A 14239-nucleotide genomic window follows, 5' to 3' on the forward strand; every position below is an offset into this window, starting at 1 on the left:
TCCGGCCATGGCGCGCGCATGAAAAAAGGGTCACGTGACCGGCGGCCACGTGACCCGTGGAGATAGATATCGTCAAGCGCTCTCAGCGAGCGCCACGGACTGCCTCTCAGACTGCTTCACGCTTGATCCGGCGGCGTTCCCGCTCGGAAAGCCCACCCCAGATGCCAAACCGCTCATCATGCTCAAGCGCGTACTCAAGGCACTCGGCACGCACCTCGCAGGAGCGGCAAACCTTCTTGGCCTCCCGTGTGGATCCGCCCTTCTCCGGGAAGAACGCCTCCGGGTCGGTCTGCGCACACAAGGCGCGTTCCTGCCAGCCAAGCTGCTCTTCAGCGATGCTGTCCTGTGCGATGACCAGGTCGGCCACTGCACACCTCCCTGCCGCCCGCAAATGGAGCCCCCCTATGAACGCCTCCCTCTTACCCACCCTGAGGAAGGCGTAACAACACGTGTGTAATTACACGCGCGTGCCCGGTGTGGCGTCAAGCGGCATGCCGGTATCCGGGGAAAGACCTGCTCTCCCCGGTTCTGGGCCGTGTGCCTGCCATGACGGCGATCGCGCCAAGAGGTCGTGACGATCGCCTGGCCGTTCAGTGCTCTCGACGGTCGGAACCGTACCAGGACATGTTCTGCTCCTGACCCGGGCCCACCCTCTCTCTATCGGGGGTTTCCTCACCCGTGACCTGAGCCGAGCGCTCCGGCTTGTAGATGGCCGTGGGGTCTATGGCCGGCTGCGAGTCCCAGGAGTTGCGCCCGGCGTTGGGGTCGTTGAGCGGATCCCCCTGGTAGGCGTTCGGGTCGAACCGGAGCGTCGCGTCGGCCGGCGCGTCCCACTGGTGGCCGCCCTGCTGCTGGTACGGCTGCGCGGCCGGCGGCGCCTGCGGGTGGCCGAACGGGTCGTCGTAGGCCCCGCCCGCCTGGGAGGTCCCGTACTCGGGGACCCGGAGCTGCGGATCGGCCCCCTGGACCTGCTGCTGGTAGCTCTCCGCCTGCTGGTAGGCCTGGGCCATCTGCTGGGAGCGGGGGTCGACCGGGTCGGGCGCCGGGTAGTGCAGGTTCGGCTCGGTCGGCCGGGCGAAATCCGCGCCGGAGTAGCCGCCGAACGGCTGGCCGTAGTTCTCCGGGGGCTTCGGGAACGACGGCTGCGCCTGGCTGTCGAAGGAGACGCGCGACTGGCCGTCGGCCGGCGCGTACGGCGCGGGCGCCTCGGGCTGGGCCTGGTAGGCGGGCGCCTCGGGCTGGGCCTGGTAGAAGGGGGCCTGCTGCTGCTCGGGCTGCGGGGCGTAGGCCGGAGGCTGGGCGTCGGCCTGCTGGGCGTACCCCGGGAACTGGGGTTCGGCGGCCGGCGCGTAGCCCGGCAGCTGCTGCTCGGGCTGCTGGGCGTAGCCCGGGAGCTGGGCATCGGCGGCCGGCGCGTAGCTCGGGAGCTGGGGTTCGGCGTAGAGCGGGGCCTGGGGCTGCTGCTCCACGGGCGAGGTGTAGACCGGCGGGTCGTAGGCCGTCACCGGCGGCTCGTACGGCTTGGCCGGGGGCTGGACGTCCGCGGCGACGTACGGGCTCGGGGTGTAGGTCTCGGCCGGGGCGGCGGGCAGCGGCTGCGGCGCGGGCAGGGCCTGCGGGGCCGGCTGCGCCGGGGCGTAGGGGGCGGCCTGCTGGCCGTACTGCCGGTTGTCGACCGGCGGCGCGTAGGCGGCCTGGGGGTATCCGTCCGCGGCCGGCGGGGGGTAGCCGTGCGCCTGCTGCTGGCCGTACCCGTCGGAGGCGGCCTGCTGGCCGTACCCGTCGGAGGCGGCCTGCTGGCCGTAACCCTCGGAGGCGGCCTGCTGACCGTAGCCGTCGGAGGCGGAGCTGCGCGCGGGCGGGAGCGCCGGCTGGCTGTAGGACGGCTGGGGCGCGGGCGGGACCTGCTGGGCGTGACCACCCTGGGAGTAACCCTGCTGCTCCTGGGCCTGGAAGCCCTGCTGCTGACCCTGATCCTGGGACTGGAAACCCTGCTGCGGCCCCTGATCCTGCGGCTGGAAGCCCTGCGGATAACCCGGCCCGCCCTGCTGAACCTGCTCCTGGGGCTGGAACCCCTGCTGGGCGTGACCACCCTGGGAGTAACCCTGCTGGTCCTGGGGCTGGAAGCCCTGCTGCGGCCCCTGGTCCTGCGGCTGGAAGCCCTGCTGCTGACCCTGATCCTGGGACTGGAAACCCTGCTGCGGCCCCTGATCCTGCGGCTGGAACCCCTGCGGATAACCCGGCCCGCCCTGCTGAACCTGGTCCTGGGGCTGGAACCCCTGCTGGGCGTGGCCGCCCTGGGAGTATGCCTGGCCGCCCTGCGGGATGTGGTGCTCCTGGGGGCGGCCGGAGCCGGCTGTCCCGGCGGCCGAGGCCGCCTTCGGCAGCAGGTAGAGCAGCGCGAGCACGGCCAGCGCGAGGCTGGGGAGGCCGACGAGGAGGAACTCGATCTTCATCCCGAAGCCCACGTCGCCGCTGAACAGCCCGCCGAGCAGCCCGACCACACCGAACAGCGCGGCCAGTCCCAGCGTGGCCACCGCCACGTAGACCATCACCTTCAGCCGCGCGATCACCGGACCGAGGTGGCTGGCCAGCAGCACGGCGCCGACGGACAGCGCCGCGATGACCGGCGAGGTGAAGTCGTCGACGTATCCGGCGGCGCGCAGGCCGAAGGACGATCCGAAGGCGGATCCTCCGAACAGCAGTCGCTCGACGCCGACGAGAACGCTCGTGGACGCGATGGCGATCATGAGCCATGCGGCCGGTTCTCGGAGCCGGCCCGCCTCGACGTTGGTCACAGCTACCCCCATTGGGTCCTAGGTAAACCCGGGCCAGTTTTGCACATGGCTGACTTTGGTGTTGGTAGACCCATGAACCCCATGAATCCCATATGTGCTCCATTGCACCCTATTGGCGTATATTTCGGGAACCCCCACAGCCAACTCTGCCAGCGAAGACAGCCCTCGTAACGATCAAGACAAGGTGGCCGCCGCCCCGGCGGCAGGCCCTTCGGACCGACGTACAGGGCTCAATGGAAGACTGGACGGCATGCGCATTGTGTCCCTCGCCGGCGGAATCGGCGGCGCCCGTTTCCTGCGCGGCCTGCTCGCCGCGACCCCCGACTCGGAGATCACCGTCATCGGCAACACCGGTGACGACATCACCCTTTACGGCCTACAGGTCTGTCCCGACCTCGACACCGTGATGTACACCCTGGGCGGCGGTATCGACGAGGAGCAGGGGTGGGGCCGGCAGAAGGAGACCCACGTCGTCAAGGAGGAGCTTGCCGCCTACGGCGTCGAACCGCAGTGGTTCGGCCTGGGTGACCGCGACTTCGCCACCCACATCGTGCGCACCCAGATGCTCAAGGCCGGATACCCGCTGTCGGCGGTCACCGAGGCGCTGTGCGCCCGCTGGGAGCCGGGCGTACGGCTGATCCCGATGAGCGACGACCGGACCGAGACCCACGTGGTCATCTCCGACGGGCAGGGCCGCCGGGCCGTCCACTTCCAGGAGTGGTGGGTGCGGATGCGCGCCTCCGTCCCGGCCGAGCAGATCATCCTGGTCGGCGCCGACCAGGCCCGGCCCGCCCCCGGCGTGCTCCAGGCCATCGCCGACGCCGACGTGGTGATCCTGCCGCCGTCCAACCCGGTCGTCAGCATCGGCACGATCCTGCAGATCAAGGGCATCCGCGAGGCTCTGGAGACCAAGACGGTCGTCGGCGTCTCCCCCATCGTCGGCGGCGCCCCGGTCCGCGGCATGGCCGACGCCTGCCTCACCGCGATCGGCGTGGACACCACCGCCCAGGCGGTCCTGGAGCTGTACGGCTCGCCGCTGGTCGACGGCTGGCTGGTCGCCGAGGAGGACGCCGGGGTCCGCCTCGACGGCGTCCGCATCGAGGCCCGTCCCCTGATCATGCACGACGTCGAGTCCGCCGCCGCCATCGCCCGGGCGGCCCTCGACCTGGCCACCGAGCTCGCCGCCCGCCCCGGCGGGTCCGCGGCGCCGCAGAGCGGGGGCGCGCGATGAGCAGGGTCCGGCGCAGGCAGGACGGACGGGCCGAAGCCAGACTGGAGATCTTCCCGGCCCCCGGGATGCCCGAGGTGCGGGAGGGCGACGACATCGGCGAGCTGATCGCCGCCGCCGTCCCCGACCTGCGCGACGGCGACATCCTCGTGGTCACCTCGAAGATCTCCAGCAAGGCCGAGGGCCGGGTCCGCCGGGAGACCGGCCGGAGCGAGGCGATCGCCGCGGAGACCACCCGGGTCGTCGCCCGCCGGGGCGAGACGGTGATCGCGCAGACCACGCACGGGTTCGTCATGGCCGCCGCCGGGGTCGACGCCTCCAACACCGAGCCCGGAACCGTCGTGCTGCTGCCCGTCGACCCGGACGCCTCCGCCGCGGCCGTCCGGGCGAGCGTCCGCCGGCGGCTCGGCGTGTCGGTCGGCGTGGTCGTCTCCGACACCTTCGGCCGCCCCTGGCGCAACGGCCAGACCGACCTCGCCATCGGCGTGGCCGGCGTGACCCCCGCGCTCGACTACCGGGGCCTGTCCGACGACCACGGCAACGCGCTGGAGGTCACCCTGACCGCCGTCGCCGACGAGCTCGCCGCGGCCGGCGACCTGGTCAAGGGCAAGCTCGCGCAGACCCCGGTGGCGGTGATCCGGGGCATGGCGGAATACACCACCGAGGAGGACGGCCCGGGGGTCCGCGAGCTCGTCCGCCAGTCCGAGGACGACATGTTCCGCTACGGCTCGCGCGACGTGGTCTTCGCCCGCAGGACCGTCCGCGAGTTCTCCGGCGAGCCGGTCGACGGGGCCAAGGTCCGCCGGGCGGTGGACGCCGCGATCGCCGCACCCGCCCCGCACCACACGACCCCGTGGCGGTTCGTCCTGCTGGAGTCGGCCGGCGTCCGGGAGAAACTGCTCGACGCCATGCGTGAGGCGTGGATCGCCGACCTGCGCGGCGACGGCTTCTCCGAGGAGGCGGTCGCCAGACGGATCCGGCGCGGAGACGTGCTGCGCGCGGCGCCGTATCTCGCGGTGCCCTGCCTGGTCATGGACGGCTCGCACACCTACCGCGACGGCCGGCGCAACGCGGCCGAGCGGGAGATGTTCGTGGTCGCCATGGGCGCCGGGGTCCAGAACTTCCTGGTCCAGCTCGCGATGGAGGGGCTGGGCTCGGCCTGGGTGTCGTCCACCATGTTCTGCCGCGACGTGGTCCGCGAGGTGCTCGACCTGCCCCCGGGCTGGGACCCGATGGGCACCGTGGCGATCGGCCACCCGGCAGCCCCGCCGCGTGACCGTGCCCCCAGGCAGGCGACCGACTTCGTCGTCGTCCGCTAGGGCGACGCTCCTCGACGGGAGTCGCGGACAGGCGGTCGAGCACCCGGGACCGCCGGGGGCGGCCTTCCCCGCTCCCGGCACCCCGGGCCGGCGGGGATCCGCGCCTCCGATGAGGAACAGGGCACTGGCCTCCGGCTCCCTGGACCACTGACCGTCGAGCGCGGCCCGGCGCCGCGCGGGCCCGGCACGGGCCGGGCCCCGGGCTCCGCACACCCGGGTCTCCAGGCCCACCTGCTCCGAACCCCGGGCCCGCGCCCGGGTCTCCAGGCCCGCGCGCTCCGGGGCTCCGCCCCGGACGCGGGCCCGCCGGGCGCCGCCGAGGGCCCGTCCTCACCGGATCGCGTTGGCGACCACCGCGAACAGGATCAGCGCCCCCAGACCGACCACGACCATGCCGCGGACCGCCGCCCAGGCCGCCGACTTCGCGCCGGGGATCTTCTCCGCCGCCTCGGCCGCCGCCTGGATCGCCTTGCCCCACCCCGCCCACGTGTCCAGCGTCCGCTGGAAGCGCCGCCCGACGAAGAACACGATCGTCGCGATCACGATGATGATCAGGATCCGGCCGTCCGAGCTTTCCATCGGCGCACTCCTACCTAGGGGGAAGCAGGATTCGTGACTGAAGGCGGGTGGGCTGCTATGAGAGACGGGCGATGGCGAACACGATCGTCGCGATGACGATGAGCATCAGGATCCGGCCGTCCGAGCTTTCCATCGGCGCACTCCTACCTAAGGGGAGCAGGGCTTCGTCACTAAGAGTATGCCAATGACTACAGAAACGCTAGGAACTATCTCCTTCGGCCCGCCCGGCGGGGCCACCGGGCAGGCGAGGACACCTCCCGGCCGGGCCGTCACGGGCCCGGCACGCGGCCGGGCGCGGTCACGGGGAGGCGGGGCAGGTGGGGTGGCACAGGCGGCGGGCCAGCGCGGACAGGAAGACGTCGATGATCTCGCCGGGCGCCTGGGCGACGTGCAGGGAGCCGTTGGTGACGGCCGTCACCTGGCCGAGGGCGGCGCGGTCGAGGTCGTCGCCGAAGGCGAGCACGACGATCTGGACCGGACGCTCCGGGTCCCACTCGTCCTTGAGCCTGTCGACCAGCGCGCCGCTCGACACGCCCTTGCCGTCGTCCTTGCCCGCGGTGATGACCAGCAGGGTGTTGTTCATCCCCTCGTCGTAGGAGTCGGCCACCTCGCGGAACCCCGCGAGGATCGAGTCGTAGAGGGAGCTGGACAGCCCGGGGTCGGCGCGCAGGGTCCGGGTCAGCTCCTCCAGGCGGCTGCGCCGGATGACCTGGCCTCCGTCGGGTTCCAGGATCGGGCCGAGCCGTACTCGCTCGCGGTGGTCGCCGCCCTTGGCCGCGGCGAACTCCCACATGCCCATGTGCGTCGAGTTGGGGAAGAGCTGCAGGCCCAGCCGGGCCGCTTCAAGCGCGACGGTGAGCTTGGTCCTGCCCTTCTCCCCCTTGATCGGCTGGGCCATGTGCCTGCCGGTGTCGGCCAGGACCAGGATGTTGGTCGGCGGAGCCAGCCTGCTCCACGCCTCCAGCGCCTCGTCGATCATCGCGGGCAGGATGGTCGGGCGGGTGCGAGGCGCCTCGGTGGGGATCTCCGGTCCGGGCGAGTAGGGCCCCTGGGTGCCGTCGGCCGAGCGGAAGCCCGCCCGCCGTACGGCGTCCTGGGTCTCCGGGGAGCGCAGCCAGGCGGCGAAGGCCCGCGATCCGCCCGCCACCGTCCGGTCCGCGGAGGTGACCACGTAGGGATAGTCCAGGTTGATGGTCCCCTCGCGGGGGTGCAGCGCGACCACCGGGTCGTCGGAGGGCAGGCGGTTGTGCGCCCACACCGACTGCTCGGGGACGATCACCACCGGACGCTGCCAGAAGGAGCGGTCGTCGACCGCGGCGAGCATGCTCCGGTAGTCGGGCGCCGCCCCCGCCTGGGCCCAGCGGACGAAGGCGGTGAGCGAGCGGTCGGCGTCCGCGCCGGTGCCGACGACGTCTCTGGCCGCGGCCACCGTGGCGATCCCGGCCCCGGCGAGCGAGGGGTCCGGGACGCGGACCACGTCGGGCTCGTCGGCGTTGGGCCGGATCCGGCCCCGGGTGGTGGCCGGGAAGACCATCCGCCAGTTCATGTCGGTCTTGCCAACCGCGAAGCGCTGGGCGAGGGACCTGCGGGTGGCGAAGACCAGGGGCGAGGTCGCCATCACGGTCTCGGTGCCCGCCATGCTCCCGGCGCCCTGCTTGCGCGCGAGCCGGATCCAGGCCGAGGAGTCGGCGATCCAGCCGTCGGGGCGCTCGCTGAGCACCCCGGCGGTGCCCCCGATCAGGGTGCGCAGCACGGTGGCGGGCGGCTGTTCTGTAACTTGTACCAGTACGCACCGGCCGTCGACGTCCGCCCCGCTCCGGTTGAACCGCCCGGCGGCCTCCATGACGGTCGGCGCGATGTCCACCGCGGCGGCGACGTCGACCAGCACCGGGTCCCGGCCCGAGCACCCGCCCTCCGCCGGTCCGAGCACCAGCACCACGCTCCCGGCCAGGGCGGTCAGGATCGCGACCGCCGCCAGTGACAGGCGCAGACCTGCCTGCCGCCGGCGCGTCTCGGCGCCGGCGGCCGCACGGTGTCGACCGGAGGAGGGCACGCGGGGACCTCTCGCTTCAGGGAAATGACGATTGTCCCAATGAACCCCGCAGGTCGCGCAAGTCAATAGAGAACTTGTTATCGACGCCCCAGCGGGACGAAGTTACGCACACTTTGACAAACTCCGTCGCTCGCCGCCGCCGCGGCCAGCCGCTCCTCCCCCGGCACGCCGTAGGAGGTGGTCCGCTGCCGGAGCGGCCGGCCGGTCGGGGCAACCATGGCCGCGATGTCGCTGATCGTCTTGAAGGAGCCGTTCTCCGACCCCGCCATCCGGCTGATCGTCTCCTCCATCAGCGTGCCGCCGAGGTCGTTGACCCCGCCCTGCAGCACCTGGCGGCACAGGTCGTCCTGGAGCTTGACCCAGGAGCACTGGATGTTGCCGATCGCGCCGTGCAGCAGGACGCGGGCCAGCGCGTGCACGGCCCGGTTCTCCCGCGCCGTCGGCCCGGGCCGGGCGATCCCGGCCAGGTAGATGGGCGCGCTGTGGTGGACGAACGGCAGCAGCACGAACTCGGAGAACCCGCCGGTCTCCTCCTGGATGCGGCGGATCAGCCGGATGTGCTGGACCCAGTGGGCGTGGGTGTCCACGTGGCCGTACATCATCGTGGAGGTCGTCGGGATGCCGACCCGGTGCGCGGTGGAGATGACCTCCACCCACTCCTTGGTGGGCAGCTTGCCCTTGGTGAGCACCCAGCGCACGTCGTCGTCGAGGATCTCGGCCGCGGTGCCGGGGAGCGAGTCGACGCCCGCCTCCCTGGCCGCGATCAGCCACTCCTCGATGGACAGGTCGGTACGGCTGGCGCCGTTGATGACCTCCATCGGAGAGAAGGCGTGGACGTGCATCTCCGGCACCCGGGCCTTGACCGCCCTGGCGATGTCGAAGTAGGCGCTGCCGGGCATGTCCGGATGGATGCCGCCCTGCATGCACACCTCGGTCGCCCCCGCCTGCCACCCCTCCCAGGCCCGGTCGGCGACCTGCTCCAGGCTCAGGGTGTAGGCGTCGGCGTCGGTACGGCGCTGCGCGAAGGCGCAGAAGCGGCAGCCGGTGTAGCAGACGTTGGTGAAGTTGATGTTGCGGTTCACCACGTAGGTCACCTCGTCGCCGACCACCTCCCTGCGGAGGTCGTCGGCGATCCGGCACAGCTCCTCCAGCGCCGCGTCGTCGGCGCCCGCGCCGCCGGGGTCGCCGGCGACGTCGAGGAGGGCCAGCGCCTGCGCGTCGGTCAGGCGGGCCGGGTCGGTGGCGGCCTGCCGCAGCGCCTGGCGGACCTCTCCGAGCCGCACCGCGGGCGCGGCGGGCGCGGGGAGCCGCTCCCTGAGGGCCTCCCAGTCACCGTAGACATGGTCGAAGTCGTCGCGGCGGTCGCCGGTGCGGCCCTCGGTGTCGACGGCCGTGTGCAGGTCGGTCCGGCCCAGGGAGACGAATCCGCCGTCCGGCTCCTGCCAGGGACGGCCGGTGACGACGGCGTCCTCACGGGCCAGGCCCGTCTCCGGATCGGCCAGGGCGGCCACGTGGACCTGGAGCCGGGGATCGAGCCAGGGCTCGCCGGCCAGCACGTACTCGGGGTAGATCGTCAGCCGCTCCCGCAGGGCGAACCCGGTGGCGGCCGTGCGGGCGGCCAGGTCGTCGATCTGGGGCCAGGGGCGCTCGGGGTTGACGTGGTCGGGCGTCAGCGGGGAGATCCCGCCCCAGTCGTCGATGCCGGCCCTGATCATCAGGGCGTACTCGGAGTCGACCAGGTTCGGCGGGGCCTGGACCCTCATGCGGGGCCCCAGCACCAGCCGGGTCACCGCGATGGTCGCGGCCAGCTCCTGCAGGTCGGCGTCCGGCATGCCGCGCATCGCGGTGTCCGGCTTGGCGCGGAAGTTCTGGACGATGATCTCCTGGAGCCCGCCGTACTCGCGTGCCACCCTGCGCAGCGCGAACAGCGACTCGGCCCGCTCCTCCACCGTCTCACCGATGCCGATGAGGATGCCGCTGGTGAAGGGCACGTTCGTCCGTCCCGCGTCCTCCAGGACGCGCAGCCGTACCGCGGGGTCCTTGTCCGGCGAGCCGTAGTGCGGCTGCCCCTTCTCCTCGAACAGCCGCCGCGAGGTCGTCTCCAGCATCATGCCCATCGACGGCGCGACCGGCTTGAGACGCTGCAGGTCCTGCCAGGTCATGACCCCGGGGTTCAGGTGCGGCAGCAGCCCGGTCTCCTCCAGCACCCGGATGGCCATCGCGCGGACGTAGGACAGCGTGTCGTCGTAGCCGTGCGCGTGCAGCCACTCACGGGCCTGGGGCCAGCGCTCCTCCGGCCGGTCGCCCAGGGTGAACAGCGCCTCCTTGCACCCCATCGCCGCCCCCTGCCGGGCGATCTCCAGCACCTCGTCGGGGCTGAGATACATGCTCTCCAGCTTGTGCGGAGCGGTGGCGAAGGTGCAGTAGCCGCACCGGTCACGGCAGAGCCGGGTGAGCGGGATGAAGACCTTGCGGCTGTATGTGATGATCCCTTGCCGCCCGACGGCCTCCAGCCCCGCGTCCCTTACCCGTCCGGCGTGTTCGAGCAGGGTGTCGAGGTGGGCGTCTCTGGCGTGCAGCAGGACGGTCGCTTCGGTGAGGTCGAGAGCTTTTCCGTCGCGGGCGCGGGCCAGGGCCCTGCGCATCGCGGTATCGGTGGGGTTCACGCTCATGCCCGCACATTACGGCGCACCGCCGGGAAACCGGAGGCCGGGTACCACTACGCCGTCTCTTCAGTTCTCCTAAAGCGTGCAGTCAAGCAACTCTCGATAGACGTAAATGCTTGTAGCTACATATATTGGAGGCATCCAACCAGGACATCCCCCACAGCCCTCAAGGAGCCGAAAATGATCTGGTTTCTCCTCGTCCTCGCCGCGATCGCCGTCCTCGCCCCGCTGGTCGGAGCCGACACTCGCGACAGCCGCGACTGGCGGACCGCGACCCGCCCCTCGTGACCGGCCCGGTTCGGGAGCGGTGGTCGCGCACCGGCACCGGCCCGGTTCGGGAGCGGTGGTCACGCACCGGCACCGGCCCGGTTCAGAAGGACCCGGTTCAGAAGGAGCGGTAGTCGCGCACCGGCATCCGCGGTCCCCGAGCGGGTGGCCGCTCACCGCCCAGCACCAGCAGCCGGCCGACCCGGTGCCGGTGCCCCCGGTAGGGCGCGAGCAGCCGCAGCATCTCCGCGTCGTCGACCTTCCCGCCGGTCAGCGACCAGCCGACCAGCGAGGGCAGGTGATAGTCGCCCACCGAGACCGCGTCCGCGTCACCGTGCGATCGCTGCCGCACCTCTGCGGAGGTCCACACCCCCACCCCGGGCAGCGCCCGCAGCAGCCGGTCCGCCTCGGCACTGCCCTCGGCCGCCTCCAGCTTGTCCGCGTGCCACACGGCGTTGACGATGGTCCGCGCCCGTACGGCCTCCGCCCCCGCCCGGTGCCAGTCCCACGACGGGATCGACCGCCACACCTCGGGCTCGGGGAAGACCCGCATCCCCTCCGGGGCGGGCCCCGGCGCGGGCTCGCCGTAGCGGCCCAGCAGCCACCGCCACGCCCGCCACGCCTCGGTGGAGACGACCTTCTGTTCGAGCACGGCGGGCACGAGAGCCTCCAGCACCCGGAAGGTCCGGCCGATCCGGAGCCCTTCGTGGCGCCTGGCCGCGTCGCGGACCACGGCGTGCCCGGGGACGAACCCCGAGAGGTCGTCGTCGGCGCCGAGCATCGCGGGCAGCCTCTCCAGCAGCCAGCCGGCCCCCGGGCCCCAGGCCGCGCCGTCGACCTGCCCGTGCCGGGCGAGCACCCGTAACGTCCCGGGACCGTCCGGTGTCCGCGAGGTCCGCCAGATCGCCCCGTCGGGCGTCTTCCGCCAGGCGGGATCACCCGTCCCGCGCCGGTGCGGGGCAAGGGTCAGCTCAAGGTCGAGCGGCCCCTCCGAACGCCACCGCCGCTCCCTCACGACATCCCGCGCAGCCCTGTCATCGCGCCGTGCACCCCGCGATCGGGCTCAGACGTCGCTGGAGAAGCGGACGGCGCACTCGGGGAGCACGACACCGGGCCAGATGCGGCTGCCCGCCATGAGCTCGTTGCCGGGCCCCACGATCGCGCCGTCGCCGATGACGACGTCGCGCAGGACCGCCCCGGAGGCGACGCGGGCGCCGATGCCGACCACCGAGTCGACCACGGTCGCCCCCGAGTGGATCACGCAGCCGTCGCCGAGCACGCTGCCGGAGACCTGCGCGCCGGACTCCACGACCGCGCGGGCGCCGGCCACCGAACCACCGTCGATCTTGGCCTCGGCCGAGATCCGGGCCCCGGGCAGCGCGAGGAACTCGCCGGTGGGGCCGGGCAGGGCGGGCGAGGCGAGGCGGCCGAGCACCAGGTCGCGGGAGCCCTTGATGAAGGCCGCGGGCGTGCCCACGTCGAGCCAGTAGGAGGCGTCGGCGTATCCCAGCACCAGGGCACCGGAGTCGATCAGGCCGGGGAAGGTCTCGCGCTCGACCGAGACGACCTGCCCGGCCGGGATCGAGTCGATCACCGAGCGGGTGAAGACGTAGCAGCCGGCGTTGATCCGGTTGGTGACCGGGTTGGGGGTCTTCTCCAGGAAGGCGGTCACCCGCCCCTCCGCGTCGGTCGGCACGCAGCCGAAGCGCGTGGGATCGTCGACCTCGGTCAGGTGCAGGGTGAGGGCGGCCTGCCGCTCGACGTGCCGGGCGACCTGGTCGCCGATGTCGTGGCCGGACAGGATGTCGCCGTTGAGCACCAGCACCGGCGCGTCGGGGCCGCAGGTCAGCGCCTCGGCGGCGTTGCGGATGGCGCCGCCGGTGCCGAGCGGGGTCTCCTCGGTCATGTATTCGAGCGAGAGCCCGAACGCCGAGCCGTCACCGAACGCCTCGGAGAACATCTCCGCCCGGTAGGAGGTCGCGAACACGATGCGCCGCACGCCGAACGCGCGGGCCCGGGCGAGCTGGTGTGCGAGGAAGGGAACCCCAGCGGTGGGCAGCAGCGGCTTGGGGGTGCCGAGCGTCAGCGGACGCAGACGCGTCCCCTGTCCTCCGACAAGGAGAATCGCCTCGAGCTCCGGCAAAGGGGTCTCCGTCATCCCGCGAGGTTAGCTCACTATTCGACAGCACGTTGATACGAGAGCAGATGGGCCTCGGCCGAGGCCTCCCAGGTGAACTCCCTGGAGCGGGCGAGCCCCGCGGCGGACAGGGCCTCGCGGCGCTCCGGCGAGGCCAGCAGCGCGCGCAGCGCCTCGGCGATGCTGACGTCGTCGGGCTCGGTGTAGGCGACCGCGTCCCCGCCCACCTCGGGCAGCGAGGTGCGGTGCGTGGTGAGCACCGGCGCGCCGCAGGCCATCGCCTCCAGCACCGGGAGCCCGAAACCCTCGCCGCGCGAGGGGAAGGCCGCCACGAGCGCGCCGCCGAGGAACCCCGACAGGTCGGTGAAGGCCAGATAGCCCGGGCGCAGCACCCTCACCCGGGAGGGGACCTCCTCGACCGCGGCGTCCACCTCGGCGTCGCGCAGGCCCCCGGCCAGCACCAGGGCGGGCGGGTCGGGGAGGTCCTCGACGGCCCGGACGAAGCCGCGGATCAGGTTGGGGACGTTCTTGCGCGGGTCCAGCGGGCCGAGGAAGGCGACGTAGGGGGTGCCGTGCAGGCCGAGCCGGTCGGCGGCGTGCCTGACCTCCCGCTCGGAGGGCCGGTGGAACAGCGCCGGGTCCACGCCGTGGTAGGCGACGTCGATCCGGGTGGGGTCGGCGGCGAGCACCCGGATCAGCTCGTCCCTGGTCGCCTTGGAGGGCACGACCACCCGGGAGGCGTGCCGGACGGCCGTGCGGGTCGCCGAGCGGAAGAAGGACGCCTTGACCGCGCCGTGCGGCGCGGGCTCGGTGAACCAGGTGACGTCGTGCACGGTCACCACGGTCGGCAGGCCCGAGCGCAGCGGCATCGAGTAATAGGGGGCGTGGATCACCTGGGCGCCGGCCTGCTGGGCCAGGACCGGGAGCCCGGTCTGCTCCCAGGCGAGCCGGGCCGCCCGGTTGGTGATGCCGAGGGGACCGGACAGGATCCGGGCGGAGGGCGCGAGCGCGGCGTAACGGCCGGCCTCGGCCCGCTGGCAGACGACCGCCAGGTCGGCGCCGGCCCTGTCCAGCGCGGCGACGAGGCCGTCGACATATCTGATCAACGCACCGCGATCGGCCGGAACGGCGGCCGCGTCGACGAGCACTCGGGGCGTCAAGAAGGATCGCTCCCCTCAAGATCCACGCGGGA

General features: G+C 72.5%; 10 protein-coding genes. 2 read left to right on the top strand and 8 right to left on the bottom strand.

Annotated elements, in window-relative coordinates; translation table 11 throughout:
* Positions 1–106 precede the first annotated feature (106 nt).
* Positions 107–367, bottom strand: coding sequence for a WhiB family transcriptional regulator (locus J2S55_RS10065; RefSeq protein ID WP_012888122.1), 261 nt, complete (start codon positions 365–367; stop codon positions 107–109).
* 223 nt (positions 368–590) lie between these two features.
* Positions 591–2810, bottom strand: a complete 2220-nt coding sequence (locus J2S55_RS10070) for an ABC transporter permease (RefSeq protein ID WP_306859076.1) — start codon at positions 2808–2810, stop codon at positions 591–593.
* Between the two features lie 238 nt (positions 2811–3048).
* Here J2S55_RS10070 and cofD point away from each other — a divergent pair, with 238 nt between their 5' ends.
* Together cofD and J2S55_RS10080 are read left to right on the top strand one after the other, a co-directional pair.
* The gene (gene cofD, locus J2S55_RS10075) at positions 3049–4029 is read left to right on the top strand and encodes a 2-phospho-L-lactate transferase (protein WP_306859078.1); all 981 of its coding nucleotides are present in this window, start codon (positions 3049–3051) and stop codon (positions 4027–4029) included.
* A complete protein-coding gene (locus J2S55_RS10080; protein ID WP_306859080.1) occupies positions 4026–5345 on the top strand; it encodes a coenzyme F420-0:L-glutamate ligase in 1320 nt (439 codons plus the stop codon). The genes cofD and J2S55_RS10080 overlap by 4 nt, the downstream gene beginning before the upstream one ends.
* A gap of 330 nt (positions 5346–5675) precedes the next feature.
* On the opposite strand, the gene J2S55_RS10085 is transcribed toward J2S55_RS10080, so the two are convergent.
* From J2S55_RS10085 to J2S55_RS10110, 6 genes are all read right to left on the bottom strand, one after another.
* Positions 5676–5924: a hypothetical protein gene (locus tag J2S55_RS10085; RefSeq protein WP_306859082.1), complete on the bottom strand. Its 249-nt coding sequence runs from the start codon at positions 5922–5924 to the stop codon at positions 5676–5678.
* A gap of 298 nt (positions 5925–6222) precedes the next feature.
* The gene (locus J2S55_RS10090) at positions 6223–7977 is read right to left on the bottom strand and encodes a substrate-binding and VWA domain-containing protein (RefSeq protein ID WP_306859084.1); all 1755 of its coding nucleotides are present in this window, start codon (positions 7975–7977) and stop codon (positions 6223–6225) included.
* A 77-nt stretch (positions 7978–8054) separates the two neighbouring features.
* Positions 8055–10649 (bottom strand): bifunctional FO biosynthesis protein CofGH, encoded by a 2595-nt coding sequence (locus J2S55_RS10095; protein WP_306859086.1) that lies wholly within the window; start codon positions 10647–10649, stop codon positions 8055–8057.
* Between the two features lie 379 nt (positions 10650–11028).
* Positions 11029–11925 (bottom strand): DNA-3-methyladenine glycosylase family protein, encoded by an 897-nt coding sequence (locus J2S55_RS10100; RefSeq protein WP_306859088.1) that lies wholly within the window; start codon positions 11923–11925, stop codon positions 11029–11031.
* Positions 11926–11973: 48 nt separating this feature from the next.
* Positions 11974–13068 carry a mannose-1-phosphate guanylyltransferase gene (gene manB, locus J2S55_RS10105; RefSeq protein ID WP_306859091.1) on the bottom strand — a complete coding sequence of 365 codons (1095 nt, stop codon included), beginning with the start codon at positions 13066–13068 and terminating at the stop codon, positions 11974–11976.
* A gap of 17 nt (positions 13069–13085) precedes the next feature.
* On the bottom strand, positions 13086–14207 hold the full coding sequence (locus J2S55_RS10110; RefSeq protein ID WP_306859093.1) for a glycosyltransferase family 4 protein: 1122 nt from the start codon (positions 14205–14207) through the stop codon (positions 13086–13088).
* Positions 14208–14239: the final 32 nt, after the last annotated feature.

Origin of the sequence: Streptosporangium brasiliense (assembly GCF_030811595.1) — a bacterium.
Taxonomy (GTDB): Bacteria; Actinomycetota; Actinomycetes; order Streptosporangiales; family Streptosporangiaceae; genus Streptosporangium; species Streptosporangium brasiliense.

What these genes read in the sequence shown, in the direction of transcription:
- J2S55_RS10070 (WP_306859076.1), bottom strand. Translation starts at nt 2,810, where the DNA reads ATGGGGGTAGCTGTGACCAACGTCGAGGCGGGCCGGCTCCGAGAACCG.
- cofD (WP_306859078.1), top strand. Translation starts at nt 3,049, where the DNA reads ATGCGCATTGTGTCCCTCGCCGGCGGAATCGGCGGCGCCCGTTTCCTG.
- J2S55_RS10080 (WP_306859080.1), top strand. Translation starts at nt 4,026, where the DNA reads ATGAGCAGGGTCCGGCGCAGGCAGGACGGACGGGCCGAAGCCAGACTG.
- manB (WP_306859091.1), bottom strand. Translation starts at nt 13,068, where the DNA reads ATGACGGAGACCCCTTTGCCGGAGCTCGAGGCGATTCTCCTTGTCGGA.
- J2S55_RS10095 (WP_306859086.1), bottom strand. Translation starts at nt 10,649, where the DNA reads ATGAGCGTGAACCCCACCGATACCGCGATGCGCAGGGCCCTGGCCCGC.
- J2S55_RS10085 (WP_306859082.1), bottom strand. Translation starts at nt 5,924, where the DNA reads ATGGAAAGCTCGGACGGCCGGATCCTGATCATCATCGTGATCGCGACG.